This window comes from Brevundimonas sp. UBA4553 (assembly GCF_002387245.1).
GTDB lineage: Bacteria > Pseudomonadota > Alphaproteobacteria > Caulobacterales > Caulobacteraceae > Brevundimonas.
The window spans coordinates 99,948-126,168 of record NZ_DGLD01000002.1; the positions used below are offsets into that span (position 1 = coordinate 99,948).

The 26,221-nt window shown below is 69.6% G+C and carries 31 protein-coding genes; 23 read left to right on the plus strand and 8 right to left on the minus strand.

The genetic code is table 11. The features are described from left to right. Positions 1–75 precede the first annotated feature (75 nt). Positions 76–1,104, minus strand: coding sequence for an ABC transporter substrate-binding protein (locus B4A39_RS01870; RefSeq protein WP_292032667.1), 1,029 nt, complete (start codon positions 1,102–1,104; stop codon positions 76–78). Positions 1,105–1,840: 736 nt separating this feature from the next. Here B4A39_RS01870 and B4A39_RS01875 point away from each other — a divergent pair. The 3 genes from B4A39_RS01875 to B4A39_RS01885 all read left to right on the plus strand — a co-directional run bounded on the left by B4A39_RS01875 (position 1,841) and on the right by B4A39_RS01885 (position 3,535). Continuing rightward, positions 1,841–2,317, plus strand: a complete 477-nt coding sequence (locus tag B4A39_RS01875; RefSeq protein ID WP_292032670.1) for a hypothetical protein — start codon at positions 1,841–1,843, stop codon at positions 2,315–2,317. A gap of 72 nt (positions 2,318–2,389) precedes the next feature. Next, a complete protein-coding gene (locus B4A39_RS01880; protein ID WP_292032672.1) occupies positions 2,390–2,563 on the plus strand; it encodes a DUF1328 family protein in 174 nt (57 codons plus the stop codon). Between the two features lie 105 nt (positions 2,564–2,668). Next, on the plus strand, positions 2,669–3,535 hold the full coding sequence (locus tag B4A39_RS01885) for a PhzF family phenazine biosynthesis protein (RefSeq protein ID WP_292032674.1): 867 nt from the start codon (positions 2,669–2,671) through the stop codon (positions 3,533–3,535). Here the strand turns inward: B4A39_RS01885 and B4A39_RS01890 are convergent. Beyond that, the gene (locus B4A39_RS01890; protein ID WP_292032675.1) at positions 3,532–5,331 is read right to left on the minus strand and encodes an ABC-F family ATP-binding cassette domain-containing protein; all 1,800 of its coding nucleotides are present in this window, start codon (positions 5,329–5,331) and stop codon (positions 3,532–3,534) included. The genes B4A39_RS01885 and B4A39_RS01890 overlap by 4 nt on opposite strands. Positions 5,332–5,439: 108 nt before the next feature. Here B4A39_RS01890 and B4A39_RS01895 point away from each other — a divergent pair, with 108 nt between their 5' ends. The 4 genes from B4A39_RS01895 to B4A39_RS01910 are packed head-to-tail and all read left to right on the plus strand — an operon-like array spanning position 5,440 to position 9,380. Beyond that, complete coding sequence (locus B4A39_RS01895) at positions 5,440–6,054, plus strand: TetR/AcrR family transcriptional regulator (protein ID WP_292032677.1); 615 nt, start codon at positions 5,440–5,442, stop codon at positions 6,052–6,054. Next, complete coding sequence (locus tag B4A39_RS01900; protein ID WP_292032679.1) at positions 6,051–6,389, plus strand: DMT family transporter; 339 nt, start codon at positions 6,051–6,053, stop codon at positions 6,387–6,389. Before B4A39_RS01895 ends, B4A39_RS01900 begins: the two co-directional genes overlap by 4 nt. Before the next feature lie 40 nt (positions 6,390–6,429). Then, positions 6,430–6,897 carry a YcgN family cysteine cluster protein gene (locus tag B4A39_RS01905; RefSeq protein ID WP_292032681.1) on the plus strand — a complete coding sequence of 156 codons (468 nt, stop codon included), beginning with the start codon at positions 6,430–6,432 and terminating at the stop codon, positions 6,895–6,897. A 53-nt stretch (positions 6,898–6,950) separates the two neighbouring features. Then, on the plus strand, positions 6,951–9,380 hold the full coding sequence (locus B4A39_RS01910) for an ATP-binding protein (RefSeq protein WP_292032683.1): 2,430 nt from the start codon (positions 6,951–6,953) through the stop codon (positions 9,378–9,380). 113 nt (positions 9,381–9,493) lie between these two features. Here the strand turns inward: B4A39_RS01910 and B4A39_RS01915 are convergent, their stop codons facing one another. Then, positions 9,494–9,817 carry a hypothetical protein gene (locus tag B4A39_RS01915; protein ID WP_292032685.1) on the minus strand — a complete coding sequence of 108 codons (324 nt, stop codon included), beginning with the start codon at positions 9,815–9,817 and terminating at the stop codon, positions 9,494–9,496. Between the two features lie 28 nt (positions 9,818–9,845). On the opposite strand from B4A39_RS01915, the gene B4A39_RS01920 reads away from it, so the two are divergent. The 4 genes from B4A39_RS01920 to B4A39_RS01935 all read left to right on the plus strand — a co-directional run bounded on the left by B4A39_RS01920 (position 9,846) and on the right by B4A39_RS01935 (position 13,098). Continuing rightward, on the plus strand, positions 9,846–11,096 hold the full coding sequence (locus B4A39_RS01920) for a DNA-packaging protein (protein WP_292032687.1): 1,251 nt from the start codon (positions 9,846–9,848) through the stop codon (positions 11,094–11,096). 24 nt (positions 11,097–11,120) lie between these two features. Then, a complete protein-coding gene (locus B4A39_RS01925; protein ID WP_292032689.1) occupies positions 11,121–12,287 on the plus strand; it encodes a phage portal protein in 1,167 nt (388 codons plus the stop codon). Next, the gene (locus B4A39_RS01930) at positions 12,287–12,511 is read left to right on the plus strand and encodes a hypothetical protein (RefSeq protein WP_292032691.1); all 225 of its coding nucleotides are present in this window, start codon (positions 12,287–12,289) and stop codon (positions 12,509–12,511) included. The genes B4A39_RS01925 and B4A39_RS01930 overlap by 1 nt, the downstream gene beginning before the upstream one ends. A 179-nt stretch (positions 12,512–12,690) precedes the next feature. Beyond that, complete coding sequence (locus B4A39_RS01935; RefSeq protein ID WP_292033295.1) at positions 12,691–13,098, plus strand: HK97 family phage prohead protease; 408 nt, start codon at positions 12,691–12,693, stop codon at positions 13,096–13,098. Here the strand turns inward: B4A39_RS01935 and B4A39_RS01940 are convergent. The 3 genes from B4A39_RS01940 to B4A39_RS01950 are packed head-to-tail and all read right to left on the minus strand — an operon-like array spanning position 13,080 to position 15,047. Beyond that, a complete protein-coding gene (locus tag B4A39_RS01940; RefSeq protein ID WP_292032693.1) occupies positions 13,080–13,568 on the minus strand; it encodes a hypothetical protein in 489 nt (162 codons plus the stop codon). The genes B4A39_RS01935 and B4A39_RS01940 overlap by 19 nt on opposite strands. Beyond that, entirely contained in the window at positions 13,565–14,203 is a 639-nt protein-coding gene (locus B4A39_RS01945; RefSeq protein WP_292032694.1) for a hypothetical protein, read from the minus strand. Before B4A39_RS01945 ends, B4A39_RS01940 begins: the two co-directional genes overlap by 4 nt. A gap of 34 nt (positions 14,204–14,237) precedes the next feature. Next, positions 14,238–15,047, minus strand: a complete 810-nt coding sequence (locus B4A39_RS01950) for a hypothetical protein (RefSeq protein ID WP_292032697.1) — start codon at positions 15,045–15,047, stop codon at positions 14,238–14,240. A 110-nt stretch (positions 15,048–15,157) separates the two neighbouring features. On the opposite strand from B4A39_RS01950, the gene B4A39_RS01955 reads away from it, so the two are divergent. The 8 genes from B4A39_RS01955 to B4A39_RS01990 all read left to right on the plus strand — a co-directional run bounded on the left by B4A39_RS01955 (position 15,158) and on the right by B4A39_RS01990 (position 19,078). After that, on the plus strand, positions 15,158–16,384 hold the full coding sequence (locus tag B4A39_RS01955; protein WP_292032699.1) for a phage major capsid protein: 1,227 nt from the start codon (positions 15,158–15,160) through the stop codon (positions 16,382–16,384). Positions 16,385–16,546: 162 nt separating this feature from the next. Beyond that, on the plus strand, positions 16,547–16,813 hold the full coding sequence (locus B4A39_RS01960; RefSeq protein WP_292032700.1) for a head-tail connector protein: 267 nt from the start codon (positions 16,547–16,549) through the stop codon (positions 16,811–16,813). Next, complete coding sequence (locus B4A39_RS01965; protein ID WP_292032702.1) at positions 16,810–17,112, plus strand: phage head completion protein; 303 nt, start codon at positions 16,810–16,812, stop codon at positions 17,110–17,112. The genes B4A39_RS01960 and B4A39_RS01965 overlap by 4 nt, the downstream gene beginning before the upstream one ends. Next, the gene (locus B4A39_RS01970) at positions 17,109–17,528 is read left to right on the plus strand and encodes a DUF3168 domain-containing protein (protein ID WP_292032704.1); all 420 of its coding nucleotides are present in this window, start codon (positions 17,109–17,111) and stop codon (positions 17,526–17,528) included. Before B4A39_RS01965 ends, B4A39_RS01970 begins: the two co-directional genes overlap by 4 nt. 147 nt (positions 17,529–17,675) lie before the next feature. After that, positions 17,676–18,086 carry a phage major tail protein, TP901-1 family gene (locus tag B4A39_RS01975; protein WP_292032706.1) on the plus strand — a complete coding sequence of 137 codons (411 nt, stop codon included), beginning with the start codon at positions 17,676–17,678 and terminating at the stop codon, positions 18,084–18,086. Beyond that, on the plus strand, positions 18,083–18,376 hold the full coding sequence (locus tag B4A39_RS01980; RefSeq protein WP_292032708.1) for a GTA-gp10 family protein: 294 nt from the start codon (positions 18,083–18,085) through the stop codon (positions 18,374–18,376). The genes B4A39_RS01975 and B4A39_RS01980 overlap by 4 nt, the downstream gene beginning before the upstream one ends. Next, positions 18,373–18,558, plus strand: coding sequence for a phage tail assembly chaperone (locus B4A39_RS01985; protein ID WP_292032711.1), 186 nt, complete (start codon positions 18,373–18,375; stop codon positions 18,556–18,558). The genes B4A39_RS01980 and B4A39_RS01985 overlap by 4 nt, the downstream gene beginning before the upstream one ends. Next, complete coding sequence (locus B4A39_RS01990) at positions 18,551–19,078, plus strand: phage tail tape measure protein (RefSeq protein WP_292032712.1); 528 nt, start codon at positions 18,551–18,553, stop codon at positions 19,076–19,078. Before B4A39_RS01985 ends, B4A39_RS01990 begins: the two co-directional genes overlap by 8 nt. Positions 19,079–19,187: 109 nt before the next feature. Here the strand turns inward: B4A39_RS01990 and B4A39_RS01995 are convergent, their stop codons facing one another. Continuing rightward, a complete protein-coding gene (locus B4A39_RS01995; protein ID WP_292032714.1) occupies positions 19,188–19,889 on the minus strand; it encodes a DUF805 domain-containing protein in 702 nt (233 codons plus the stop codon). 125 nt (positions 19,890–20,014) lie between these two features. After that, positions 20,015–20,647: a DUF805 domain-containing protein gene (locus B4A39_RS02000; RefSeq protein WP_292032716.1), complete on the minus strand. Its 633-nt coding sequence runs from the start codon at positions 20,645–20,647 to the stop codon at positions 20,015–20,017. A gap of 83 nt (positions 20,648–20,730) precedes the next feature. Between B4A39_RS02000 and B4A39_RS02005 the strand changes: the two genes are divergently transcribed. The 4 genes from B4A39_RS02005 (at position 20,731) to B4A39_RS02020 (ending at position 26,200) form a co-directional block, all read left to right on the plus strand. Next, positions 20,731–21,342, plus strand: coding sequence for a DUF2460 domain-containing protein (locus tag B4A39_RS02005; protein ID WP_292032718.1), 612 nt, complete (start codon positions 20,731–20,733; stop codon positions 21,340–21,342). Between the two features lie 2 nt (positions 21,343–21,344). Continuing rightward, positions 21,345–21,998 (plus strand): baseplate hub protein, encoded by a 654-nt coding sequence (locus tag B4A39_RS02010; protein WP_292032720.1) that lies wholly within the window; start codon positions 21,345–21,347, stop codon positions 21,996–21,998. 83 nt (positions 21,999–22,081) lie between these two features. After that, the gene (locus tag B4A39_RS02015) at positions 22,082–22,516 is read left to right on the plus strand and encodes an NlpC/P60 family protein (RefSeq protein ID WP_292032721.1); all 435 of its coding nucleotides are present in this window, start codon (positions 22,082–22,084) and stop codon (positions 22,514–22,516) included. Further along, the gene (locus tag B4A39_RS02020; protein ID WP_292032723.1) at positions 22,517–26,200 is read left to right on the plus strand and encodes a baseplate multidomain protein megatron; all 3,684 of its coding nucleotides are present in this window, start codon (positions 22,517–22,519) and stop codon (positions 26,198–26,200) included. Positions 26,201–26,221: the final 21 nt, after the last annotated feature.

Consider the following 26,221-nt stretch of genomic DNA (forward strand, 5'->3'; position numbering starts at 1 on the left):
GACGGCCTCCTGCTGCGAGACGGCGTTCAGCGTCCAGACTAGGCCGTGACGGCTTAATCCGCTGCTAACGGCGGCTCAGTTGCGGCCCGGCAGATACTGGGGCGTGAAGGCCTCGCGCCAGTCGGGGGGCGAGGGATAGGCCGCCTCGGTCTGTTCGGCGAAGGCCTGCCAGCGATCGGCGGTCATGGCGCCCAGACCGTAGAGGGCGGCGTCGCCGCCATCGACCACGGCCTCGGTCCGCAGGCTGTCGCGCACGGCGTTCAGCAGGCGCTGGGTCAGGGCGGGATTGGCGCGCCGGATCAGGGCGTCGCCCTTGGACCCGTCGCCGTGCACATAGTCGCGCCAGCCCTCGACCGAGGCGGCGATGAAGTCGCGCAGGGCCCGGGCGTTGTCGCGGGCGAAGGCGTTGGGGGCCAGGACCAGCCCGCCGTAGGAGGGGTATCCGTCGTCGGCCGGGATCAGGACGCGCGGCTCGAACCCGGCCTCGCGCGCGATCAGGGCGGGATCGCCCGAGGTCAGGCGTCCGATCAGGACCGCGCGCGGATCGTCGCGCAGGGCCTTGAGGTTGTCGTCAGGCGCGCCCGGTCGGGCCTGATCGGCGGCCAGTTCGAAGCGGGTCCGAAGCCAGTTCCAGAAGCCGGCCTGATCGGCGGGCGACATCAGGATCGGTCGGTCGCGCAGGGCCGACAGGGTCTCCAGCGGCTGATCCGGGCGGGCCATCAGGACCACGGGGTCCTTCTGCATGAAGGCGGCGACCGCCTTGACCGGGGCGCGGTCGGCGATCAGCCGCATCGGCGTGAAGCTGTCGACGCCGACGGCCAGTTCCACGGCGCTCGTGGCCAAGAGGGCGGGGATGTCGGCGCCCGCCGCGCCGGTCAGGATCTCGACGTTCAGGTCGCGGCGTTCGTAGGCCCCGGTGGCGATGGCCTGATAGAAGCCGCCGTGGGCGGCGGTGACCGGGCCGCCGGCGGCGAGGCGCAGACGCACCCGCCCGGACTCATCGACCGGCGCCTCGGCGCGGTCGCACGCGGACACGGCGCTGACGGCGGTCAGGCCGGCGGCGCCCAGCAGCAGATTGCGGCGGGAGAGGCGGTCGAGGGTCATTGACTGACGGTTTAGGCGGCGACGGCGCACTTGGAAAGGCCGCGGCGCCGCACTGCACACTGGAATTGAGCGAGGGGACGCGACCCCGGGCGAACCCGCGATCCCGTCCCCTCGCCAAGTCCGGGTTGGACCTGGCCGTTCGGGTCAGGGCCTGGCCTTTCTCCGAAGCGAAGATCCGCGTCTGGACGCAAGCGTCCGAACCGATTTCGCTGCGGCGACGTCGGGCGAGCCCGGCGGCGTCGGCTGGTCTCCTGGCGGCTCCTGGGTCGCGTCGGGCGCGTCGTCGGGACGCGTCGTCTTCGATCCTGGCCTGGTTCTCCGTGACCCCCGCGCCGGGGCGCTGAAAGGTCGGGAGCCTGTGGCCCTGCCTCGGTGTCTCCGCGTCCTCCGAAGAGGCTTTGGAACCCTGGGTCAGAGAGCCGGGCCGGTTCGCTTGATCTCCCGCTAACCCATTGCTGAGTTTGGGATTTCCGCGCCGCCGTGTCCCGTTGGCCTGTTGACGTTCTCGCGGAAACCGCTATGGGGCAAGCGTCCGAATCCGGTCGCTTGTGCGGAACACCCCCGAGCCCGGTGGATAAGCCTGTGCATATCTGTGGACGGACGAAATTCGCGCTCGCGGATCAGCGGCTTGCGGCTGTCCACAGGAAAGCGGCCGTTGCGGCATACCGCCACGAGCAAGGAACGGCCGCCGTCTCCCGAACGCTTCCTCGACATCCAAACCGAAGGAGGAACCGCCATGACAGCCCAGTCGAACCGCGCCCTGGACCGTAATGAAGCCCTCTGGGTCGATCAGACGGAGCGCCTGACCGATCACACGGATCGCGAGCTGGCGGACCTGATCAAGCTCATCAGGGCCCGCCGCGATCGCGCCCAGCGCCTGATCAGAACCCGTTCCCGATCGGCGCAGCGTCAGGGCGAGGTCAATATCGACAGCGGCGCGCGCGAGAAGAAGGCCCTGCTCAACGCCGCCATCGACCGGATCAGCCAAGAAATAAAGCGCCGCAAGGACCCGGTCGCGCGCGCTGAAACGGCGACCGCCAACCTTCGTGACGCCGTGCAGCGCAAGACGGAGAACCCGAGCTGGACTGGGCCGGAAGACTTCACCGCCAACGACGGTCCGGCTGAGACCCCGAACGCCAAGATCGCGCCTTCGGGCGCGCTGCACGCCGAGGGCATGCGGGCGGCGATCGCCCGATCGACCGGCGATCGCTGATCAGGCGGGCGGGCGAACACGCGGAACCGCAAGGGAAATCCATCGTTCCGCCCTCATCTGAAGGAGAACGACATGATCAAGTGGGCCATCATCTTCGCCATCATCGCCATCGTGGCGGGTCTGCTGGGCTTTGGCGGCGTCGCCGGCGCGGCGGCGGGCATCGCCAAGTTCCTGGCGGTTCTGGCCCTGATCGTCTTCGCGATCTTCCTGGTCCTGGGCTTCACGGTGGCCAAGAAGGTGACCTGATCCAGAGCGCGATCTGTGACCACGAACGGCGGCTCCCTGTGGAGCCGCCGTTTGCCGTTTCGCGGGCCTGCGCTAGGGGGTAGGTCCCTATCGAAGGAGCAGACCATGCAGCGGCGATACAGAGTTGTGGACGCCTTCTCAGCCACGCCGCTAATGGGAAACCCCGTCGCGATAGTCCTGGATGCCGAAGGTCTGAGCGATGGGCAGATGGCGAGCATCGCCCGGTGGACCAATCTGTCGGAAACTACCTTCGTCCTGCCGGCCACGACGCCCGGCGCCGATTATCGGCTGCGCATCTTCACGCCTGAGAGGGAGTTGCCCTTCGCTGGCCACCCCACGATCGGAACGGCCCATGCGGTTCTGGAGGCGGGGCTCGTAGAGTTGAGCAATGGTGGCGTCACCCAGGAGTGCGGCGTGGGTCTGGTGAATATCGCCGTGACGGGATCAGGCAGCGAGCGGCGACTCGCCCTGACCCTGCCGCCCGCAACCATGGTCCCCCTGGACGAGGGCGATGTCATCGAACTGGAAGCGATCCTGGGCCATCCCGTGTCGAGGCCGCCGGCCCCGGCCGTCATCGACGTGGGGGCTGTTTGGGCTGTGGCGCAGGTCGAGAACGTCGACGCTCTGCTGGCCCTGACGCCCGACTACGCGCGGTCCGCCGCGTTCGAGCGACGCAAGGGCCTCACAGGTCTGTCGCTCTTCGCGGTCGATCCGGCGACCGGCAGGGTCGAGACCCGGTCTTTCGCCCCGTCCTGCGGCGTCGACGAAGATCCGGTCTGCGGCAGCGGCAACGGCTGCGTCGCCGTGTTCCGGGCTCGCTCGGGTCAGCTTGCCGGCGCGTCATGGGCCTACACGGCCGAGCAGGGTCGGAACGTGGGGCGCGCCGGTCTGATCGAACTGTCGGCCTCTGGCGACGTCATCCGTGTCGGCGGAGCCTGCGTCACCACGCTGATCGGCGTGCTGGAGGTCTAGCCCGCCAGCGCCGCCTTCTTCTCTTCCAGCTCCAGCCAATCCAGTTCTGCGGCTTCGAGGTCGGCGCGGGCCTTGTCGGCGGCCTTCATGGCGCGGTCGAAGGCGGCGGGGTCGCGGGTGTAGAGGCTCTGGTCGGCCAGGATGGCGTCCTGCCTCGCGATCTCGACCGGCAGGGTCTCCATCAGCTTCTCGACCTCTTCCAGACGGCGGGCGTCCTTATACGAGAGTTTGACCGACTTCTTGGACGCGGCGGCGACTGGGGCGGGGGCCTTCGGGGTCGTCTCGGCGTGGGTCGGCGGGGGGGCGAGGAAGGTCGGGTTCTGACGCAGGAAGTCCTGCCAGCCGCCGGGGGTCTCGACGATGTCGCCGCGTCCGTTCATGGCGATGGTCGAGGTGGCCAGGCGGTCGACGAAGTCGCGGTCGTGGCTGACCAGGATCAGGGTGCCGTCATAGCCCTCGAGCAGCTCTTCCAGCTTGTCGAGCGTGTCCATGTCCAGGTCGTTGGTCGGTTCGTCCAGGACCAGCATGTTGGCGGGCTTGGCCAACGCCCTTGCCAGTAGAAGGCGGTTGCGCTCGCCGCCCGACAGGGTCGAGATCGGCTGGCGCAACTGGGCTTCTGAGAACAGGAAGTCCTTGGCGTAGGCGGCCACGTGCTTGGAGAAGCCGCGCACGATGATGCTGTCGCCGCCGCCCGGCGTCAGGGCGTCCCACAGGGTCATGTCCGACTTCAGCCCCTCGCGCGACTGGTCCAGATAGACGGGCTCCAGGTTGGCGCCGAGGCGGACGGTCCCCTCGTCCGGCGTCAGTTCGCCGAGCAGGGTCTTGACCAGGGTGGTCTTGCCCGCGCCGTTGGGGCCGACGATGGCTAGGCGATCGCCGCGCATGACGCGGGTGGTCAGGCCCTTGAAGATGGTCCGCTCGCCGAACCGTTTGGCCACACCCTTCAGCTCGGCCACCAGCTTGCCGGACACGGCGCCGGAATCCACGCCCAGATAGAGGTCGCGCGGAACGTCCTTCATCTTCTCGGCGCGTTCGGCGCGCAGGGCGGCCAGGTTGCGGGCGCGGCCCTCGTTGCGGGTGCGGCGGGCGGTGATGGAGCGGTAGAAGGTCTCGGTCTCGCGCTCGATGGTCTTGGTCAGCTTCTCGAGAGCCAGGGCCTCTTCTTCCTGAACCTTGGCGGCCCAGTCGTCGAAGGCGTCGAAGCCCTTGTTCAGGGTGCGGACGCGGCGGTTGTCCAGCCAGTGGACGGTGTTGGTGACCTTGTTCAGGAAGGCGCGGTCGTGGCTGACCACCAGGACGGCGAAGCGGGCCTGAACCAGCTCGTTCTCCAGCAGTTCGATGGCCAGGATGTCGAGGTGGTTGGTCGGCTCGTCGAGCAAGAGGACGTCGGGTTCCTCGGCGAAGGCCTTGGCGAGGGCGGCGCGGCGGGTCTCGCCGCCCGACAGGCCCTGGGTCGATTTGGACGGCGACAGGCCGAAGGTCTCGAGCCAGCTTTCGGCGGTCCAGCGTTCGGCCCCGCCGGAAGCGGCGTAGTCCAGAACCGTCTCGCCGGTAATGTCGGGCTCCTGGGGCACATAGGCGAAGCGGGCGCCGGCCTGGACCGCGCGGTCCCCGCTGTCGGCCTCGATCAGGCCGATGACGATCTTCATCAGGGTCGACTTGCCGGCCCCGTTGCGGCCGACCACGGCGGCGCGGCTGCGCGGCTCGACCGCCAGATCGACCCCGTCGAACAGCGGGCGCTGACCGTCCTGCAGACGGACGTCCTTGAGAGCGACGAGAGGGGGGCGAGCAGCCATGAAGACGATGAGACCAATGAAGCGGGAGGCAGGGGCGTCCCTATAGAGCAAAGGGGCGGTGACAAGCCATCGCTTGATAACATACCAACTGGACGGTAAGTGTCGCGCATGGACACTCAAACCCGCCGCCGCGCGCCGGAAGCCACGCGCGCCGAGATCATCGACATGGCCATCGAGGCCGCCGCCGAGCAGGGGGCGATGGGGTTGAAGCTGGATGCGGTGGTGGCGCGCGTTCCGTTCAGCAAGGGCGCGCTGCTGCATCACTTCCCGACCAAGCTGGCCTTGCTCGAGGGGGTGATCGACCATCTGGCGGCGGAGATGACGGCGGCCATCCTGGCCGAGGCCGCGCGCGATCCCAACCCCTATGGCCGCAATGCGCGGGCCTATCTGCGGGTGACGGTCAATGATCCGGTGACCGACCGCGACGTCAGCATCGGCCGGGCCGCCCTGGTGGCCTGTGCTGTGGAACCGAGCCTGATCACGCGCTGGCGGACGGCGATGCGCAGCCTGGCCGAGGATGACCCCGTCGACCTGGCCGGCAAGGACGACGCCTTGATGCTGCGGCTGATCGCCGATGGTCTGTGGATGAGCGATCTGTTCGGCACCCACGAGGTCTCGCCGGAACAGCGCAAGGCTCTGCTGTCGCTGCTGACGCCGGGCAGCATCCTGACCGAGGCCCAGGCCGAGCTTGAAGGTGGCCCTGAGGGCGGGCGGGCCGAATGAATCCGATCACATGGGCGGCCCTGCTGGGCGCCATCGGCTTCGAGGTGCTGGGGACGACCCTGTTGCAGCAGTCGCAGCAGTTCACGCGGCCCTGGCCGACGGCGGGGCTGGCGCTCTGCTACGGCCTGGCTTTCTATCTGCTGACCATCGCGCTGAAGCAGATGCCGGTGGGTCTGGCCTACGCCATCTGGAGCGGGCTGGGCGTGGTGCTGATCTCGATCATCGGCCTGTTTCTGTTCAAGCAGAAGCTGGACGTTCCGGCCATCGTCGGTCTGGTCATGATCGTCGGCGGGGTGGTGGTGATCAACCTGTTCTCGAAGAGCGTGACGCACTGAAGGGCGACAGGGGCGCGCAGGGCGCGTATAGGCCCCGCCCATGAAACCCTTCTGGGAAACAACGCCGCTGACCGAGATGTCGGCGACCGAGTGGGAGAGCCTGTGCGACGGGTGCGGCCTGTGCTGCGTCATTCGCTTCGAGGACGAGAACACCGGCGAGATCGTGCCGACGCGGGTGCACTGCAAGCTGTTCGATCCCGACAAGTGCAGCTGTTCTGACTACGCCAACCGACAGGCGCACGTGCCCGACTGCATCCGGTTGACGCCCGGCAAGATCGGCGGGCTGCGCTGGCTGCCGCCGTCGTGCGGCTATCGTCGGGTTCATGAGGGACGCGGGCTGGCCTGGTGGCATCCGCTGGTTTCGGGCGATCCCGAGACGGTTCATGCGGCCGGGGTGTCGATCCGTCGTCAGACGATTTCCGAGACCGCGCTGGAGAGCGAGGAGGACGCCCTCGATTTCGAGGCGCCCGAATGGATGCTGGAACGCGGGTCGAAAAACCCCGGCTGATAACGTTTCGTTCGGCGCTTTGGGCGAGAACCAAGTTTCCGGAGGGCGTAACCGTGTCATTCACCACCAAGAGCATCGAGGCGCTCGACGCCCCGGCGGGGCCTTTCCACCGGCTGGTCGATCTGGCGGCGACCCTGTTCGATTGCCGGGCCGCGGTGGTGACCTTGCTGACGCCGACCGAGGCGATCATCCGCTCCAACGCCGGCCTGTGCGCCACGCGGACGCCGCGTGACAGCAGTCTGGCCCCCCTGGTGACCGAGATGGGGCGCGGGGCGGTGCTGGTGATCCCGGACACGACCGAGGACCCGCGCATCAGGGACCACCCCATCGTCAAGGGGCACGCCAACCTGAGATTCTTCGCCGCCGCCACCGTGTGCGGACCGGACGGCCAGCCGATCGGGGCGCTGAGCGTCCTGCATGACCACAGCCTGCCGACGCCGAGCGATCGGGAGATCGCGCAGCTCAAGCTCCTGGCCGGCATGGCCGAAGACATCATCGCCGGCATCGAGGCGGCGCGCATTCGCGACGAGCGCCTGGAGACCCTGAGGCTGGTCGAGCAGATGTCCGGCGTCGGCCATTGGCGGCTGGAGCGCAGCAACGGGGTCGTCGAGTGGTCCGATGAGGTCTACCGGATCCACGGCGTCGAGCGGGAGAGCTTCGATCCCAATCTGGACAGCGCCCTGGACTTTTATGTCGATGGCGATCGCCAGACCCTGACCGAACTGATCCAGCGCGGGCTGGAGGACGGCGAGGGATACCTGGCCAAGCTGCAGATCACGCGGCCGGACGGCGAGGAGCGGCGGGTCCTGACCCATGCCGAGACCGAGGTCGACGAGACCGGCCGGGTCATCGCCATGTTCGGCGTCTTCCAGGACGTGACGGAGCAGGAACGCGTCCTGGCGCGGGCGCGGCGGGACGAGGGCCGTTATCGCCTGCTGGCCGAAAACGTCGGCGACGTCATCACCCGCGTGAAGATGGACGGATCGAGCAAGTATATCTCGCCGGCCATCCAGCAGTTGCTGGGCTGGACCTTCGAGGAGATGAGCGGCCAGTCGCAGGACTATGTCTATCCTGAGGACCGTCATCTGGTGCTGAAGGCGATCGGCGAGGCGGTGAAGACCGGCACGCCCAGCCGCCTGGAACACCGGGCGGTGCACAAGAACGGCACGGTGATCTGGGTCGAGTGCACCTTCAAGGCCCTGACGGACGAGAACGGCCATGTCGACGACGTGGTGGTGGTGATCCGCGACATGACCCAGCGCAGGGCGTTGGAGGACGAGGTCATCGAGGCCAAGGAAAGGGCCGAGAAGGCCGCCCAGGCCAAGAGCGAATTCCTGGCCAACATGAGCCACGAGCTGCGGACGCCGCTGACCAGCGTCATCGGCTTTTCGGGCCTGTTGCAAGGCTCGGAGGCCCTGCCCGACGAGGAGCGGGTCTATGTCGAGCGGATCGCCACGGCCAGCGAGGCTCTGCTGGGGGTGATCAACGACATCCTCGACTATTCCAAGCTGGAAGCGAACGCGATCGAGATGGACCCCGAGCCCTTCCAGGTCGCGGCCTTGGTCGACGGGGCCGCGGCGATCGTCGAGGGCCAGTGCCTGAGCAAGGGGCTGAAGCTGAATGTGGTGGTCGACGCCGCCATGCCCGCCGTGCTGACGGGCGACGCCGGGCGTCTGCGCCAGGTCATGCTCAACTTCCTGTCCAACGCCGTGAAGTTCACCGGCAAGGGCGGGGTGACGCTGAGGGTCGGCGGACGACCGGAAGGCGACGGCCGCTGGCGGCTACGGGTGGAGGTCACCGACACCGGGATCGGGATTCCGGCCGAGAAGATCGAGGTCCTGTTCCAGCGGTTCTCGCAGGCCGACGCCTCGACCACGCGAGTCTATGGCGGCACCGGGCTGGGGCTGGCGATCTCGCGGCGGCTGATCGAGATCATGGACGGCGACATCGGCGTCGACAGCCAGCCGGGTCAGGGCGCGACCTTCTGGTTCGAGGCGCCCCTGGCGCAGGGCGGGGCGGTGGGACGCCTGGCCAGCGGCGGCGAGGCCATGCCGACGCCGGGCGGGATGACGGGCGGCCGCATCCTGCTGGCCGACGACGCGCCCGGAAACCGCGAACTGGTCAGCGCCATCCTGCGCGGGCTGGGGCTGGAGATAAACACCGTGTGCGACGGCGCGGAGGCGGTGCAGGCCATGCAGACCGGGGCCTATGACCTGGTGCTGATGGACGTGCATATGCCGGTCATGGACGGGCTGACGGCGACCCGGGAAATCCGCCGGATGCAGACCGGCACCGGGCGGCGGACGCCGATCCTGGCCCTGACGGCCAACGTCCAGGCGGACCAGGTGACGCGGTGCCTCGACGCCGGCATGGACGGGCACCTGGCCAAGCCGATCCAGATCGTCGAGTTGGCGGGCGCGCTGGCGCAATGGCTGGCGGAGACGGACGGCGACCCGGCGGCGGCGGGTCTGGTGGTCGCCTGACGACGCCATCCTGCGACGGCTATCGCAGTCACACGCCGCAAAGCCTGTAAATTCCCGGGATTGACCCGTTCTCGAGGCTGTTCGCCAGCCTGAGGACGCTGGTCGGCTATGGTTCAGGCATGGCGGGAAATGGGGATCAGACGGGAATGGAGACCAGTTGGCTGGACGCCGTGTTCGATCGGCTCAAGACGCTGACCGACGAGGCGATCGCGGTGATCGCGGCCGCTGATGCGCCGGCCGATGTCGCGGAAGCCGAGAAGCGGGCGCGGGCGGTCGGCGTTCTGGCGCGGACGGCCAAGGCCGTGGCGGCCCTGCGCGCGGTTCCTGTCCGAAAGACCCCCAACCCCGAAGAGGATGAAATGAGCGAAGACGATCGTGATGTCAGCGACGCCGAACTGGCCGGGCTCCAGGCCGAATTCTTCGCCCGTGTCGATCATCTCGTCGCAGCCTTCGAGCGCAAGTCCCTTGCTGCGGGACTGGATCGAGGGCCTGCCGAGAGAGGCGCAGGTCCGGGCGCTGCGGGCGGGGATTCAGGCGGCGCCGAAGCTGAGCGACGAACAGATCTGGCCGCCTGACGACTGGCGCACCTGGGTGCTGCTGGGCGGACGGGGGTCGGGCAAGACCTTCGCCGGCGGCTTCTGGATGAACGAGCTGGCGCGGCGAAAGGACTGGACCTTCGCCCTGGTCGGGCCGGCGCTGCACGACGTGCGCGAGGTCATGGTCGAGGGGCCGTCGGGCCTGAAGGCCCAGGCGGCGAGAGACAACCGGCCGCGCTGGGAAGCGGGGCGACGGCGGCTGGTGTGGCCGTCGGGTTCGGCGGCCTACGCCTTTTCGGCGGAGGACCCGGACAGTCTGCGCGGGCCGCAGTTTCATGCGGCCTGGGCTGACGAGTTCTGCGCCTGGCGGAACATCGAGGCGACGCTGTCGAACCTGAGGTTCGGATTGAGGCTGGGGCACGACCCCCGGCTGACGATCACCACGACGCCGAGACCCATTCCGGCGCTGCGGCGGCTGCTGGCCGAGCCCGGCGTGGCGAAGGCGCGGCTGGCGACGGCGGCCAACGCCGACAATCTGGCTCCGGGATTTCTGGCGCATCTGAAGCGCCTCTACGCCGGGACGCGGCTGGAGGCGCAGGAGATGGAGGGGCTGATCGTCGAGGCGGACGGCGCCCTGTTTCGGGCCGAGGATCTGGCGCGGGCGCGAGGGAGCCGGCCGGCGAAATTCGAACGGGTGGTGGTGGCGGTCGATCCGCCGGCCAGCGCCCACGGCGACGCCTGCGGCATCGTGGCGGCAGGGCGCAAGGACAAGGTTGGATATGTGCTGGCGGACCGGTCGGCGCGGGGGCTGTCGCCGGCCGGATGGGCGAAGCGCGCAGCGGAGACGGCAGCGGAGTTCGACGCCGACCTGGTGCTGGCCGAAGCCAATCAGGGCGGGGAGATGGTGCGGACCCTGCTGGGGCAGGCGGACTGTCCGGCGCAGATCAAGCTGGTCCACGCCAGCCGGTCCAAGAAGGCGCGGGCCGAGCCGGTGGCGGCTCTCTATGAGCAGGGGCGGGTGGTTCACTGCGGCGCGTTTCCAGCGCTGGAGGAAGAGATGATGGCCTTGGGGAGCGAGGCGGCGGGCGCGAAAAGCCCTGACCGCGCCGACGCCCTGGTGTGGGCGCTGACCCATCTGCTGCTGGCCGGGAAGACGCAGCCGAGGCTGCGGGCGCTCTAGAGCCCTATTTTGATGGAGAACCACATGGATTGGCGACGACCGTTTGGTCGGCGGCGCATCGACGCGCCTGAAACCAAGGACAGCCGGGCGGGACCGCTGATCGCCCTGACCGGGGCGGGGCGAGCGCGGTGGACGCCGAGGGATTACGCCCATCTGGCCGAGGAGGGGTTTGCGAGGAACGCCGTGGCCTATCGCTGCGTGCGGATGATCGCGGAGGCGGCGGCGTCGACGCCCCTGATGGTCATGGCCGCGGGCGTGCGGACGACCGAGCATCCCTTGGCGCGCCTGCTGGCCAGGCCCAATCCCGAGCAGTCGGGCGGGGAGTTGATGGAGGCGCTCTACGGCGCGTTGCAGACGGCGGGCAACGCCTATGTCGAGGCGTCGGGGGACGCGGAAGGGGACGGCGCACCGGACGAGTTGTGGGCGTTGCGGCCCGATCGGGTGAAGGTGGTGCCGGGTCGTGCGGGCTGGCCTGAGGCCTATGAGTATGCGGTGGGCGGGCGGGCGGTGCGGATAGGGCGGCACGGAGACGGCTGGTCGCCGGTCATGCACCTGAAGCTGTTTCACCCCACTGACGATCACTACGGGTTCTCGCCGCTGGAGGCGGCGGCCTTCGCCATTGACGTGCACAACGCCTCCGGGGCCTGGAACAAGGCGCTGCTGGACAATGCGGCGCGGCCAAGCGGGGCTCTGGTTTACGGGGCCAGGGACGGCGAGCGGCTGACGGGCGAGCAGTTCGAGGCGCTGAAGGCGGAGCTGGGCGAGGCCCATTCTGGTGCGAGGAACGCCGGGCGGCCGCTGTTGCTGGAAGGCGGGCTGGACTGGAAGCCGATGAGCCTGACGCCGCACGACATGGACTTCATCGCCGGCAAGCACGCGGCGGCGCGGGAGATCGCCCTGGCGTTCGGGGTCCCGCCGCAGCTGCTGGGGATACCGGGGGATGCGACCTACGCCAACTATCGCGAGGCCAACGCGGCCTTCTGGCGCGGAACGGTGATCCCGTTGGTGCGCAAGGCGGCGGGCGCGATGACGGGCTGGCTGGGCGGACGGTTCGCGGACTGCCGCATCGAGCCGGACCTGGATGCGGTTCCGGCCCTGCAGGTCGAGCGGGATGCGCTGTGGGCGCGGCTGACTGCGGCCGGCTTCCTGACGCACGAGGAGCGGCGTCGGATGGCGGGGGTGGAAGCGTGATGGAACAGGTCAGGAAGATCCCTGTCGCCCTGATCGCGGCCCTGCTGGTGCAGACCATCGGCGGCCTGGTCTGGGCCGGCGGCGCGGCGGCGCGCATCGCGACGCTGGAGCAGAGGGTGGGCGAGCAGAGGCTGGTGGCCGAGCGGCTGGCGCGGGTGGAAGCCCAGGGCGAGGCCGTGAGGGCGGCGGTGGACCGGATCGAGCGTCGGCTGGAGGAGAAGTGATGGACGATGATCCAATCCTCCCCTGCGGAGCGGGGGAGGGGGACCATCCGCAGGATGGTGGAGGGGGCGGAACGGCCCTGCATGATTTCAATCAAGGTCGGGGCCTGTCGCTGAAGTCGAGCGTGAGAGCCGCCCCCTCCACCGCTGCGCGGTCCCCCTCCCCCGCAGGCGGGGGAGGATTGCTGTGGATCGAGGGCTACGCCTCGTTATGGGGCGTGGCGGACCTGAACGGGGACGTGACGGCGCGCGGCGCCTTCGCCGACAGCCTGGCCAGGACGGGGGCGGGCGGGGTGCGGATGCTGCATCAGCATGAGAGCCGCGCCGTGGTCGGGGTCTGGGACGAGATGGTCGAGGACGAGCGCGGCCTGCGGGTGCGCGGGCGTATCCACGACTGGTCGGGCGAGGCGCGCTACGCCCAGGCCCTGACGCGGGCGGGGGCGCTGGATGGGCTGTCGATCGGATTCCGCGCGGCCAAGGCGCGGCGCGAGGGGCGCCTGAGGGTGCTGAGCGCGGTGGAGCTGTGGGAGGTGTCGCTGGTGACGTTTCCGATGCTGCCGGGGGCGCGGTTTCAGTTGTCGCGGGCGTAGTATTCGCGGCCTTCGCGGCGGAGGTCTTCGAGGGTCTGGCCGTTCGGCGGCGTGATGTAGGCCAAGGCGGGTGGGGCGTCGGGCGAGCATCGGCGCTTGGGGTCTTCACCGAACCACACGACATTGAAGCCGCCCAGTGTGTTGCGCCGCAGCTTCCAACGAACTGCGCGGTCGCTGCGGCGATCTGTGTGCTGAACGGTTAGGACCGTCAGTCGCCCCCGACGAACCTCGCCCGAATGAGCACGGCGGACATCTAGATCGACGATCCAAGGCCAGCGCATGATGATGCAGTCATTGCAGTCTGGCATAATGGTCGGCGTCTGCGAGACGATGCGAGCGGAGACTTCGGCGTCGTAGCATTCAGTTTTCTGGGCGATGGCGCTGGTCGCGCTCCAGGCGGAGGCGGCGGCGAGAGCCGACAGGAAGACCAGCTTTTGGGTAGCCCTGCTGAGCGTGGAATTCGATCTCATGAACGCAGCGCCGGGAAGGGACGGCGGCCGGTGGGTTTGGCCTCGACGACGTAGTGGTCGTGCATTTGACGCAACCAGCGCCAGTGCGTGAAGAGCAGCGCTGCCGTCAGCATCAGGCCGTAGGCGGACCAGTAGTCGAGTGGCAGGGTCAGGCCGGTCCAGCGGGTCAGGAGGCCGAAGGGGTCGCGCAGGAAGGCCAGGGCGATCAGGGCGACCGAGATCAGGAGGCCGAGCGCCGTGATGAGGGGCTCAAGGAGGCGAGGGAGCGGAGCGCCGAAATGGGCGATGGCGGCCTGAAGCCAGTCGGGAAGTGAATCGACGGGCGGCTTTTCGTCGATGCCGAGGGTTTCGCCGACGGTGGCGGCGTCGGCTTCTTCGGACATCTGCATCCGCTGCAAGGGCGACAGGGCGCTGCGGCGCGCCTTCTTGGCCGGCTGGAGGAGGCGGCCTACGAGGAAGGGAAGCGCCGCGCCGCCGAACACCACGATGGCGGGCAGGGCCGCGATCAGGCCCGATTCGCTGTCACCGGCATGGAAACTGACGGCGATGGCGGTGACGGGAATATAGGGCACGCACAGCCAGGCCAGCTTGAGCCGCCAAGACCGTTCGGCGGCGTTGAGCCAGGCGGAGGTCATGCCGGGCTCTGGCGGCGTAATAGGCATGACGTTTCTAGCGCCCCTTCGACGTATCGACTTCGCGGATCGTGGCACCCTGGACCGCCCAGAGCTTGTCGCCCGCCATGACGTAGATCGGCAGGCGGTTGAGCAGCGAAAGGAAGACATGAATTTCGAGCGGTTGGGGCGCGACGATGACGTTGGTCATGAGGCCGACCGTCTGACCGCCTTGCTGGGCCTGGCGGCGGTCCAGATCGAGGCAGCTGTTGGACAGCTGTTCGCGTTTTTCGACGGTGCGGCCGTCGGCGCTGACATGGAAACGGTAGTGGCCGCCCATCGGCACCTTGTTGGCGTCGGTGGTCGAGGCCAGCAGCCAGACCAGCCAGCCGTCGCTGTCGGGATCGTCCAGCACCACGGAGTTGTAGCGGGCGGCGCACCGTAGGGCGCCGACGCCAGAGGCGGCGGTGTTGCGGGCGCGGAAAAGGGTGGCGTGCTCTTCCGACAGGTCGGCGCCGAGGGTTTCGATGACCGCACTGGCGCGCCCGGTCTTGTCGACCAGGACGTCGTAGCCCGGACGCGGTTTGTCGAGATCGCCGACGAGGAAGCGGACCAGATGACCTTCGTCTTCCTGAACCGCGATCCAGCCGATCAGCCCTTCGGGCGGTTTGCCGCCGAAGCGCGCCAGCAGAGCATCGGTGGCGCGGGCGGCGGCGCGATCCTGAAGGAAGATGGCCGAGCCCATCCCGCCGGTCTGCGGCAGAGGCCAGGCCTCGACCTGGACGGCGGGCGCGTCTTCCGAGGCCAGCGCGGCGTGGCCCAGGCCCAGCGTCAGGCCGATGAGCAGGGATACCAACAGCAGCCGCATGGGCGATCCTTTTCGAGGATGTCCCGCGCAGCGGCAGGGACAGGGCGCGACTCGATGCGGGTCGCGCGCCGAGCGTAACCGCGAACCGCGGTTCTTCAACCGGAGAGAGCATGAAAGAGACCAAGACCGTGTCGGGTAATCCCGAGGCGCGCGCCGCCCTGCATGAGATGATGGCGGCGTTCGAGGCGTTCAAAGGGGCCAATGACGCCCGTCTGGACGAGATCGAGAAGAAGGCGTCGGCGGATGCGCTGCTGGAGGAGAAGGTGGCGCGCATCGACCAGGCGGTGGCGGGCGCGCAGGCGCGTCTCGACCGCGCGTTGAGCGAGAGCCGCCGCCCGATGTTGGGCGGTGAGCCGCCGGCGATCGTGGCGGCGCCGGAGGCCAAGGCGGCCTGGGACGGCTATATGAAGTCGGGTCAGTCCTATGGTCTGGAGCTGAAGGCGGGGCTGTCGTCGGCGTCGAACTCGGCGGGCTATGTCGTGCCGCCGGAGACGGAGCGGGCCATCGAGCGGCGCCTAATGGCGGGGTCTCCGATGCGCGAGATCGCCACGGTGCGCACGGTCGGTTCGGGCGTGTTCAGGAAGCCGGTGTCGACGGCGGGCGTGACGGCGGGCTGGGTGGCCGAGACGGCGGCGCGGCCTGAGACGGACCCGGCGACCCTGGCCCTGCTGGAGTTCTCGTCGGCCGATCTCTACGCCTGTCCGGCGGCGACGCAGAGCCTGCTGGACGACGCCCTGATCGATCTGGACGAATGGCTGGCGGCCGAGGTCGAGGACGCTTTTGCGGCGCAGGAGACGGCGGCCTTCGTCAGCGGCGACGGGGTCAACAAGCCCAAGGGCTTCCTGGCCTATGCGACGGCGACCGAGGGCACGCAGACCTGGGGCCAGATCGGCACGGTGGCCTCGGGCGCGGCGGGCGCTTTCGCCAGCACGAGCCCGGCGGACAAGCTGATCGACCTGATCTATGCGCCCAAGGCTCAGTATCGGCCGAACGGGCGCTTTGTGATGAACCGGCGCACGGTCTCGGCGGTGCGCAAGTTCAAGGACGCGGACGGCGCCTATATCTGGTCGCCGGCGACGCGACCGGGCGAGACGGCGTCGCTGCTGGGCTATCCGGTCACCGAGATCGAGACCATGCCGGATGTGGCGGCCAACAGCCTGTCGATCGCATTCGGCGACTTCTCGCGCGGCTATCTGATCGTGGATCGCGCAGGCGTGCGGGTGCTGCGCGACCCCTATTCGGCCAAGCCCTATGTGCTGTTCTACACGACCAAGCGCGTGGGCGGCGGGGTGCAGAACTTCGACGCGATCAAGCTGATGAAGTTCGCGGCGAGCTGACTGAACTGACCCCTCTCCCCTTGCGGGAGAGGGAGGGACCCGTCGCGTGAGCGGTGGGAGGGTGAGGGGTTTCGCGGGCGGTGCGACCCCTCATCCGACCCCCCTTTGGGGGCCGCCTTCTCCCGCAAGGGGAGAAGGAAGAGGGAAACAGGAGAATTACTCATGAGCGCACCCGTGACCCTCACGGAGGCGAAACTGTTCCTGCGCGTCGAGCACGAGGCGGAGGACGGGCTGATCCAGACCCTCATCGACGCCGCGCGGGCGCGGGTGGAGGGGGAGGTGGGGCTGAGCCTGACCTCGACCTCGGCGGCGCCGCTGCGGCTGGCGGTGCTGATGCTGGTGCTGCGGGCCTATGAGCGCGGCGAGAATGAGATGTCGGCGGCGCCGGTCGAGGGGTGGATCGCGCCCTATCGCGTGGTGCGGCTGTGAAGATTGTTGCGAGCCTGGTGCGGGCGGTGGAGGCGGAGACGCCCTATGGCGGTCGCGCAGTCAGTTATGAGCCGGTCGGGTCGCTGTGGCTGAGCCTCGGCGCGCGACGCCGGCGCGAGCGGACGGAGGGCGGCGTGACGCGCGGCGTGGAGACGCTGAGCGCGACCGTGCGGGCCGATCCGCGGCTGGCCGAGGGGCTGATCGTGCGGTTCGGCGGGGCGGACTGGGGCGTCGCCGGGATCGAGGCCGATCCCAAGGCGGCGGGGCGCGTGCGGCTGAACCTGGAGCGGACGCGATGAGAGATCATGAGGGGGCGCTGATCAAGGCGCTGATCGCCTGGCTGAAGGGCGACGCGGCCTTGCAGGCGCTGCTCGGCGATCCGGTCAGAGTCTGGGACCAGCCGCCGGAGGAGCCTGAGTTTCCGCATCTGCTGATCGGCAAGAGCGAGAGCCGGGGGCTGAACGCGGACGGGGGCGGGGTCGAGCATCGACTGACCCTGACCTGCGCCAGCCGGTTTGCAGGCATGGAAGAGGCGCGGGCGGTCGCGGCGGCGGTGCGGGCGCGCGTGGCGGACGCGGCGGTCGAGGGCGACGGGGTGAGGGCGGTCAGTCTGGACGTGACGTTTACCGACGTGTTTCGCAGCGCGGACTTGAAGCGCGGCCAGTCACGAGCATGGGCGGTGATGCGGCTGCGGGCCGTGACGGAAGAGGTTTGAGAACTGATCCTTCCCTGCGAAGCGGGGGAGGGGGACCATGCGCAGCATGGTGGAGGGGGCGGCTACGGGCAGTGCGTGGGGCTTGCCCCCTCCACCGCTTCGCGGTGCCCCTCCCCCGTCGCTGCGCGACAAGGGAGGATTGAAGGCATGACGGCGCAACGCGGCAAGGACATCTTGCTGAAGATCGAGGGCGCGGCAGGCGCCTTTACAACGGTGGCGGGCCTGAGGGCGCGGACGATTTCGCTGAACGCGAAGACCGTGGACGCGACGGACGGCGACAGCGCCGGGCGCTGGCGCGAGCTGCTGGCCGGGGCCGGGGTGAAGTCGGCGGCGGTGTCGGGGCAGGGGATCTTCCGCGACGCGGCGTCCGACGCCCTGATCCGCGAGGCCTTCTTTGAGCAGGCGGCGAAGACGTGGCGGCTGATCGTGCCGGACTTCGGCGTGCTGGAGGGGGCCTTCCTGGTGGCGGCGCTGGAATACGCCGGCGAGCACGAGGGGGAGGCGAGTGTTGCGCTGAGTTTGGCCAGCGCGGGCGAAGTGACGTTCGCGGCGCTGTGAGGGTGAACGGCGTGCGGGGCGAGGCGACGGCGGTGTTGGCGGGGGCGGAGCGGAGGCTGTGTCTGACGCTGGGAGCGCTGGCGGAGATCGAGACGGGGCTGGGCGTCGCCGGGATGGCGGGGCTGGCCGAGCGGATGAAGGCGCTGTCGGCGCGGGATCTGCTGGTGGTGCTGGCGGCCTTGCTGCGCGGCGGGGGCGAAGGGGTGTTGGCGGACGGGCTGGCGAGCGCGGCGGTTGATCCACGCGAGGCGGCGGAGGCGGTGGCGAAGGCGTTCGCGGCGGCCGCATGACGCCACAGGATCAGCAATGGAGCGAGATGTTGCAGGCGGCGGCGCGGATGGGCGTCGGGCCGGAGGGGTTCTGGCGGCTGTCGCTGAAGGAGTGGCGGATGCTGACGGCGGGGCCGGCGCAGGCGGCGCCGCTGGCGCGCGGCGAACTGGAGCGGATGAGGGAGATGTGGCCGGATGACTGACAGTTTCAGGCCGGACGGGATCGACGCCGTGCCGGTGAAGGCGGCCGAGGCGGCGGTGGCGCTGGAGTCGCTGAAGGAGCCGGCGGAGCGGGCGGCCAGCGCGATCGAGGAGGCGTTCGGGCGGGCGGGCGAGAGCCTGACGCGGTCGCTGGTGCGGGCGGCGGCGGACGGCGAGGTGACGATGGCCGAGCTGGCGCGGGCGGTGCTGAACGCCGTCAATTCGGCGGCCGGATCGGGCCGAAGCGGCCGCCTGTCGGATGCAATCTCGGCGGCGATGAGCGGGTTCGGCGGGGCGCGGGCCGAGGGCGGGCCGGTGCTGGGCGGCGGGGCCTATCTGGTCGGCGAGCGCGGACCGGAGGTGTTTCGACCGGCGGGCGCGGGCAGCATCGAGCCGATGGGCGGCGCGGGCGTAACGGTCAATGTCAGCGTGGACGGCGGGGCGCAGGGCGTGTTGCGGTCCGAGGCGCAGATCGCGCGGATGCTGGCGCGGGCGACGGCGCTCGGCGCGCGAAGGATGTAGCGGCAAGGCCTAAGCGACGGCCGAATACAACGAGGCTCAAGCAGCGAGGCGCCGCGCGCCGAGCGATAGCTCAAAGAAAAAGGGGCGCTCCGAAGAGCGCCCCCTGGTCTTATTCGCCCTTGGGATTGGGGCCGAACCTGTTGTCGCCGCGCTGGCTGTCGCTGATGCCGATCCAGAGCAGGAAGGCGATGTTGACCAGGAACATCACAGCGATGCCGCCCATCATGGAGCCGAACATCGCCAGCATGACCTCGGGGTCTTCGCTCTCGAAGGCCTGGGGGTTGGTGATGATCGACATGCCGACGGCGCTGATGATCATGATGAAGCCGACGATGTTGGCGACCCAGGGGACAACGGCGAACCAGCCGGTCTTGCCCATGTCGTGCAGGCGTTTCACCACAATGGCGACGTTGGGCCAGATCATGGCGATCGACAGGATGGTGCCGATGATCGGAATCCAGCCGAGAACGACGCCCGCGCCGAGCAGGATCAGCCAGCTGATCCAGAAATGCTGGCGGCGCAGGCGGCCGTTGAACGAGAACATGGCGCTGGCGAAATCATAGCCGCCGCCGGTGTCGCGGGCGGTGTAGGCCGAGTTGGCGGCCTGGCCGAAGGCGGCGGTCGGCGAACCGGCCAGAACCATGACCTGGGTCGCCTCGAGGCCTTCCGGCACGAAGTCGACGCGGGCGCCGGCGGCGATAACGCCGCCTGCCTGGATGGCCGAACGGGCGAAGCCGTAGCGGATGCTGTCGTCGCCGCTGATCAGGCCCGTGCCCGACACGTCGTCATAGCTGAGAATTTCACCGCGCAATCGGAAGTCTCCATATCTGAACGGCCCCCGGGCCGCTTTGCCGCGAGCATGACCGAGCGATGGTTTCCAGACAAGCCGAAGCGTGACCTTGGGGCAGGTTTTTTAAGAACGAGTCTCAGTTTGGGTCAAAATCGTTTCGGAGCCAGCCCGTAGCGATTGGGGTGGGGCTGGGAGGGAATGCAGGCCACGACCAGCATGAAGAGGCCCCCGACATAGGGGACGAAGCTGATCAGATAGAGCCAGCCCGATAGGCCGACGTCGTGCAGACGGCGCGAGGCCAGGGCGATGCCAGGAAACATCAGGAACAGCCCCCAGACGGCTGGCGCCAGCATGGCCAGAACGGCGACGGCGGACAGGGAATCGCTATCGTAGCTCAGGCCCACGAGGAAGAAGAAGGGCAGGAAGGCCGCCATCATCGTCAGCCAGGCGAAGAGGACGAAGGACCAGTATTCCAGGCGTCGAGCGCGACCGTCGCCGTCGACGACCTTCTGACGGATGCAGCGGACGAAATAAGCCCACATCCCGAGAGCAGGCTCGGCCGGACCGAAGGCTGCAGGCGACAGGCCGCCAGCCTGAATCAGCAGGGGGATGATCTGGCCGGCGCGGTCGTCGAGCGGTACGAAATCGACGCGGAGGCCGGGGGCGGGCTCCTGGGCGCCGCTGACGTCGATCCGGGAGAAGCGATAGCGCATCAGATCGTCGCCGCTGATCAGGCCTTCGCCGCTGACCGCATCGTAGCTGAGAATTTCACCGCGCATGAAGGCCCCCGATCGCGGTCGTGGAGACCGCCCTGAGTCACTGGACGGGGTGTCGCGGAAAATCAAGATAACAGGAGTCCTTGATGGCCTTTCACGAGGTGCGTCTGCCCGCGCGGCTGGCGTTTGGGTCGACCGGCGGGGTCGAGCGGCGGACCGAGATCGCCACACTGGGATCCGGGTTCGAGCGGCGTTCGACGCCCTGGGCCGAGGGGCGGCGGCGCTATCTGATCGGAGCGGGATTGCGGTCGCTGGACGACATGGCGGCGCTGACGGCGTTTTTCGAGGCGCGGCGGGGGCGGCTGTACGGGTTCCGGTTCCGCGACTTCGCCGACTTCAAGAGCTGCGCGCCAGGCGACACGGTCGCCGCCAAGGACCAGGTGATCGGGACGGGAGATGGCGTGCGGCGGAGCTTTGGCCTGTGCAAGGCCTATGGCGATCATGAGCGACGGATCACGAAGCCGGTCGAGGGCTCGGTCCGCGTGGCGGTGACGGGCGTGGAGACATCGGGCTTCGCGGTCGATACGGCGACGGGGGAGGTGACACTGACGACGGCCCCGGCCCCGGGCGCAGCGGTGACGGCGGGGTTCGTGTTCGACACGCCGGTGCGGTTCGACGCCGACCGGATCGAGGTGACGCTGGAGAGCTTCGGCGCCGGGCGGATGGTCGCCATGCCGCTGATCGAGGTGCGGGTCTAGCCATGCGCGACATACCAGAGGAGATGGCCGTCCGCATCGAGAGCGGGGCGGCGACGCTGTGTCATGCCTGGGTGTTGAGGCGGGGCGACGGCGCAGCGATGGGGTTCACCGATCATGATCGGGACCTGAACGTCGAGGGCGTGGTCTGTCGGGCGAGCAGCGGCTGGACCGCGGGGGCGGGCGAGGGCGAGGCGGGGCTGGCGGCGGGCGGACTGTCGGCATCGGGCGGGCTGGATGATGAGGCCATCACCGAGGCGGATGTGGCGGCGGGCCTCTATGACGGGGCGCGGATCGCCTTGTGGCGCGTGGACTGGGCGCGGCCGGACCTGGCGGTGCGGCTGTGGGCCGGGACGCTGACGCGGATCCGGCGTGAGAACGGCGGCTTTGTCGCCGATCTGGACGGCCCGATGGCGGCCTTGGAGCGGGTGGTGGGGCGGACCTATGGCCGGACCTGCGACGCGGTGCTGGGCGACGGGCGCTGTCGGTTGAGTGCGGCGGTGGCGGCCGGTCGGAGCTGCGACAAGCGGTGGGCGACCTGTGCGGACGTGTTCGGCAATGGCGTCAACTTCCAGGGCTTTCCGGACATTCCCGGCGACGACTTCCTGACGGCCAGGCCGGCGGGGAGCGGGCGCAATGACGGGGGGAGCCGGCGATGAGGGGGGAACTGTGCAGGGGCCTCCCCACCCGATCGCTGCGCGACCACCCTCCCCATGAAGGGGAGGAAGAGGGGCGGCGCGCTTTGGTTCTCGCGGCCGCGCGAGGGTGGCTGGGGACGCCCTATCGGCATCAGGCCAGCGTGAAGGGAGAGGGAGCGGACTGTCTGGGCCTGGTGCGCGGGGTGTGGCGCGAGGTGGTGGGCGAGGAGCCGGAGACGCCGCCCGCCTATCGGCCCGATTGGGCTGAGGTCGGGGGCGAGGAGGCGCTGTTGCAGGCGGCGAGAAGGCGGCTGGTCGAGGTTTCGCTGGCGATGGCGCGGGCGGGCGACGTGCTGCTTTTCCGCATGAGTGCGGGGTGTCCGGTCAAGCACTGCGGCATCCTGTCGGCTGACGACGGGCCGGAGTGGAAGATGATCCACGCCTATTGGGCGCGGTCGGTGGTCGAAAGCTGGATGGGGCCGTGGTGGCGGCGAAGACTGGTCGCGGCCTTCCGCTGGCCGACGACGAAGGAGACGTAGATGGCGCAGGTGGTTCTGACGGCGGTGGGCGGGTCCATCGGCGGGCCGGTTGGCGCCTTTATCGGCGCGACCATCGGGCGGGCCATCGACAACCGCGTGGTCGCCAGCCTGTCGCCGGCGCGGCAGAAGGGGCCGAGGCTGGAGGGGCTGAACCTGCAGTCGTCGGCGGATGGCGCGCCGATGGGCTGTGTCTTTGGTCGGGCGCGGGTGGTGGGTCAGGTGATCTGGGCGGCCCGGTTCCTGGAGACGAAGCACAAGCGGTCAGGCGGCAAGGGCGGGCAGAAGACGGTCGAATACGACTATTCGCTGAGCTTCGCCGTGGCGCTGGGCGAGGGACCGATCGATGGGGTGGGGCGGATCTGGGCCGACGGCCAGCCGCTGGACCTGACCGGGGTGACGATGCGGGTGAATCGGGGCACGCAGACGCAGACGCCGGACCCGCTGATTGAAGCCGTTGAAGGGGCGGCCTCGGCGTTTCGGGGCACGGCCTATGTGGTGTTCGAGGACCTGCCGCTGGGGCCGTTCGGCAATCGCCCGCCACAACTGGCGTTCGAGGTGTTTCGTCGGCCGGCGGGCGTGGAGCGACGTCTGGAGGACCAGCTGGAAGGGGTGTGCCTGATCCCCGGGGCGGGAGAATTCTGTCTGGCGACCGAGGTGGTGATGCGCCGCGAGGGGCTGACGCGCAGCACGCCGGAAAACGTCAACAACGCCGAGGGGCGGGCGGACATCGAGGTGTCGCTGGATCAGTTGATGGTCCAGGCGCCGAACCTGAAGCGGGTCAGTCTGATCGTCGGCTGGTTCGGGGGCGACCTGCGGGCGGGGCATTGCCGCATCTGGCCTGGCGTGGATCGGCGCGACAAGCCGACGACGCCGATGGGCTGGAGCGTGGCGGGGCTGGAGCGGCATGAGGCGCATCTGGTGTCGCAGGTGGACGGCGGGCCGGCCTATGGCGGGACGCCGTCGGACGAGAGCGTGCGTCAGGCGATCCGCAGCCTGAAGGCGCGCGGGCTGGAGGTGACGATCTATCCCTTCGTCTTCATGGACTGCGCCGGCTATCCGTGGCGCGGGCGCGTGGCGGGGACGGCCGGCGCGGGGGCGGCGGGCGAGGTCGCGGCCCTGTTCGGGACGGCGAGCGGTTGGGGCCTGCGACGGCTGGCGCTGCACTATGCGCAGATGGCGGCGGAGGAGGGCGCGGACGGCCTGCTGATCGGCTCGGAGATGCGGGGGCTGACGGGGACGCGTGACGCCGGCGGCGGCTTTCCGGCCGTGGCGCAGTTCCGGACGCTGGCGGCGGAGTGCCGGGCGATCGTCGGGACGGGAGTGAAACTGTCCTACGCCGCGGACTGGTCGGAGTACTTCGGGTTCCAGAAGGACGGCGAGGTTCGGTTTCATCTGGACCCGCTGTGGGCCGATCCCAACATCGATTACGTCGGCGTCGACTGGTATCCGCCGTTGGGCGACTGGCGGGCGGGCGACGGCGGACTGGATGGAGCGGCGTTCGAGGGCGCGGCGGACCCGGCCTACCTGGCGGCTCAGGTGGCGGGCGGGGAAAACTATGACTGGTATTATGCGTCGGCCGAGAATCGCGCGGCGCAGGTCAGGACGCCGATCAGCGACGGGGCGCACGGCGAGGATTGGCTGTATCGGGCCAAGGACCTGAAGGGGTGGTGGTCGAATCCTCACTATGAGCGGGTGGCGGGCGTGCGCAGCGCGACGGCGACGGCCTGGATTCCGGGGATGAAGCCGATCCGGCTGACGGAGTTCGGCTGTGCGGCGGTGGACCGTGGCGGCAACGCGCCCAATCTGTTCCAAGACCCCAAGAGTTCGGAGAACGCCCTGCCGCCGCACTCGACAGGCGCGCGCGACGACCGAATGCAGCGGCGGGCGCTGGAGGCGGTGCTGACGCATTTCGAGGCCGCGGAGAACAATCCCGTGTCGAGCGTCTATGGCGGGCGGATGATCGAGGGGGCTGACGCCTGGTGCTGGGATGCGCGGCCCTATCCGGCGTTTCCGGCGCGGGCGGAGGTCTGGGCCGATGCAGGAGCGTGGCGGACCGGGCACTGGCTGAACGGGCGGATGAGCGGCGAGGCGTCCGACATGGTGGCGGCCGTGTTGAGGCGCGGCGGGCTGGAGGATGAGGCGTTCGAGGTCGCGGCGCTGGACGGCGAGATCGTGGGCTATGTGATCGACCGGCCGATGCGGACGCAGGATGCGCTTGAGCCTTTGCTGGCCGGGCTGGGGGCGACGGCGGCCGAGCGCGGCGGGCGGATCGCGGTGCTGGGCGAGGCGGCGGCGGGACTTTCCTTGACCACGGAGGCCCTGGCCCTGCCGGAAGAGGGGGGCGGCGTCGTGGCGGATCGGTCGCTGGAGCCCAGGCCCGGCGCGGCGCGGGTGCGGTTTATCGATGAAACGGCGGACTATCAGACCGGGTCGGTGGTGGCGCGGGGCGAGGGCGATGGCGGGGGCGTCGATCTGGAACTGCCGGCGGTGTGCGGCGCGAGCGTGGCCGGGGCGCTGGCGCGGCGGACGCTGGCCACGACCGGGGGCGAGACGGATCGGTTGAGGGTGAAGCTGGGGCCGCTGGAGGCGCTGAAACTGGAGCCGGGCGACGTTGTCAGGGTCGAGGAGCGGGCGGGCGACTGGCGCGTGACGCGGCTGGATGTGGACGAACAGCCGTCGGCGGCGCTGGAGCCGGTGATGGTTGTGCGGGCCGAGGATGAGAAGACGGACTGGCGGTCCGGCGACGCCCCCACGGTGATCGGGGCGCCCTTCTTGCGGTTGCTGGATCTGCCGCCCCTGCCGGGAAGCGGGGATGACGGGCGGCCGGTGGCGGTGGTGGCGGCGGAGCCCTGGACGCCGATGACGGTGCATGGCGGCGCGAATGCGGACGCTCTGACGCCGCGGGCGACGGTGGATCGGCCAGCGACGGTCGGGGTGCTGGTCGAGGCGGTCGGGCGCGGCGTGGTCGGGCGCTGGGACGAGGCCAATGCGATCACGGTGCGGGTCGAGGGGCGGGCGCCGGAGAGCCTGACGGAGGGCGCGGTTCTGGACGGCGGCAATGCGTTGGCCCTGGAGACGGCGGCGGGCTGGGAACTGGTGCAGTATCGCCGCGCTGAACTGGTCGGCGGCGAGATCTGGCGGCTGAGCGGTCTGTTGCGTGGGCAGCAGGGGAGTGAGGACGCGAGCGCAGCGGGGGCTGTGGTCGGGGCGGTGGTTGTGTTTCTGGAGCGCGACATGGCGCGGGCCGAGGTGGCGGCGGACGAACGGGGCCTGCCGCGGGTCTGGCGGGCGGGACCGGTCGGAGCGCCCCCGGGCGGGAACGGGTTCTCGGAGACGGACTTTGTCTGGACCGGACGGACGGCGCGGCCCTGGCGGCCGGCGCATCTGCGGGCGGTGGTCGAGGGCGGCGGGCGGCGGCTGTCGTGGACGCCGCGCGTGAGAGTGAACGGCGAGAGCTGGGACGCCGAGCCGGTCGAGGTCGATCCGCGACGCTTCCGGGTGCGGGTGCTGGACGGGGCGATGGAGAAGCGGGTTTGGGAAGTCGACGGGCTGGAGGCGGTCTATGCGGCGGCTGATGTGACGACGGACTGGCCGGGCGGGATCGGCGACGGCGCTCGCGCAGCCGTGGCGCAATGGGGCGACGGCTATGGCTGGGGGGCGGAGGCGGTCGCGCCCTTGCTCTAAACCACGTCAGCCCCTTCCAGC

Excerpts from the sequence above, each read along its gene's own strand:
- B4A39_RS01870 (WP_292032667.1), bottom strand. The coding sequence starts at position 1,104 with ATGACCCTCGACCGCCTCTCCCGCCGCAATCTGCTGCTGGGCGCCGCC.
- B4A39_RS01875 (WP_292032670.1), top strand. The coding sequence starts at position 1,841 with ATGACAGCCCAGTCGAACCGCGCCCTGGACCGTAATGAAGCCCTCTGG.
- B4A39_RS01880 (WP_292032672.1), top strand. The coding sequence starts at position 2,390 with ATGATCAAGTGGGCCATCATCTTCGCCATCATCGCCATCGTGGCGGGT.
- B4A39_RS01885 (WP_292032674.1), top strand. The coding sequence starts at position 2,669 with ATGCAGCGGCGATACAGAGTTGTGGACGCCTTCTCAGCCACGCCGCTA.
- B4A39_RS01890 (WP_292032675.1), bottom strand. The coding sequence starts at position 5,331 with ATGGCTGCTCGCCCCCCTCTCGTCGCTCTCAAGGACGTCCGTCTGCAG.
- B4A39_RS01895 (WP_292032677.1), top strand. The coding sequence starts at position 5,440 with ATGGACACTCAAACCCGCCGCCGCGCGCCGGAAGCCACGCGCGCCGAG.
- B4A39_RS01900 (WP_292032679.1), top strand. The coding sequence starts at position 6,051 with ATGAATCCGATCACATGGGCGGCCCTGCTGGGCGCCATCGGCTTCGAG.
- B4A39_RS01905 (WP_292032681.1), top strand. The coding sequence starts at position 6,430 with ATGAAACCCTTCTGGGAAACAACGCCGCTGACCGAGATGTCGGCGACC.
- B4A39_RS01915 (WP_292032685.1), bottom strand. The coding sequence starts at position 9,817 with ATGATCGACACGGGCGAAGAATTCGGCCTGGAGCCCGGCCAGTTCGGC.
- B4A39_RS01925 (WP_292032689.1), top strand. The coding sequence starts at position 11,121 with ATGGATTGGCGACGACCGTTTGGTCGGCGGCGCATCGACGCGCCTGAA.
- B4A39_RS01930 (WP_292032691.1), top strand. The coding sequence starts at position 12,287 with ATGGAACAGGTCAGGAAGATCCCTGTCGCCCTGATCGCGGCCCTGCTG.
- B4A39_RS01940 (WP_292032693.1), bottom strand. The coding sequence starts at position 13,568 with ATGAGATCGAATTCCACGCTCAGCAGGGCTACCCAAAAGCTGGTCTTC.
- B4A39_RS01945 (WP_292032694.1), bottom strand. The coding sequence starts at position 14,203 with ATGACCTCCGCCTGGCTCAACGCCGCCGAACGGTCTTGGCGGCTCAAG.
- B4A39_RS01950 (WP_292032697.1), bottom strand. The coding sequence starts at position 15,047 with ATGCGGCTGCTGTTGGTATCCCTGCTCATCGGCCTGACGCTGGGCCTG.
- B4A39_RS01955 (WP_292032699.1), top strand. The coding sequence starts at position 15,158 with ATGAAAGAGACCAAGACCGTGTCGGGTAATCCCGAGGCGCGCGCCGCC.
- B4A39_RS01960 (WP_292032700.1), top strand. The coding sequence starts at position 16,547 with ATGAGCGCACCCGTGACCCTCACGGAGGCGAAACTGTTCCTGCGCGTC.
- B4A39_RS01970 (WP_292032704.1), top strand. The coding sequence starts at position 17,109 with ATGAGAGATCATGAGGGGGCGCTGATCAAGGCGCTGATCGCCTGGCTG.
- B4A39_RS01975 (WP_292032706.1), top strand. The coding sequence starts at position 17,676 with ATGACGGCGCAACGCGGCAAGGACATCTTGCTGAAGATCGAGGGCGCG.
- B4A39_RS01985 (WP_292032711.1), top strand. The coding sequence starts at position 18,373 with ATGACGCCACAGGATCAGCAATGGAGCGAGATGTTGCAGGCGGCGGCG.
- B4A39_RS01990 (WP_292032712.1), top strand. The coding sequence starts at position 18,551 with ATGACTGACAGTTTCAGGCCGGACGGGATCGACGCCGTGCCGGTGAAG.
- B4A39_RS02000 (WP_292032716.1), bottom strand. The coding sequence starts at position 20,647 with ATGCGCGGTGAAATTCTCAGCTACGATGCGGTCAGCGGCGAAGGCCTG.
- B4A39_RS02005 (WP_292032718.1), top strand. The coding sequence starts at position 20,731 with ATGGCCTTTCACGAGGTGCGTCTGCCCGCGCGGCTGGCGTTTGGGTCG.
- B4A39_RS02010 (WP_292032720.1), top strand. The coding sequence starts at position 21,345 with ATGCGCGACATACCAGAGGAGATGGCCGTCCGCATCGAGAGCGGGGCG.
- B4A39_RS02020 (WP_292032723.1), top strand. The coding sequence starts at position 22,517 with ATGGCGCAGGTGGTTCTGACGGCGGTGGGCGGGTCCATCGGCGGGCCG.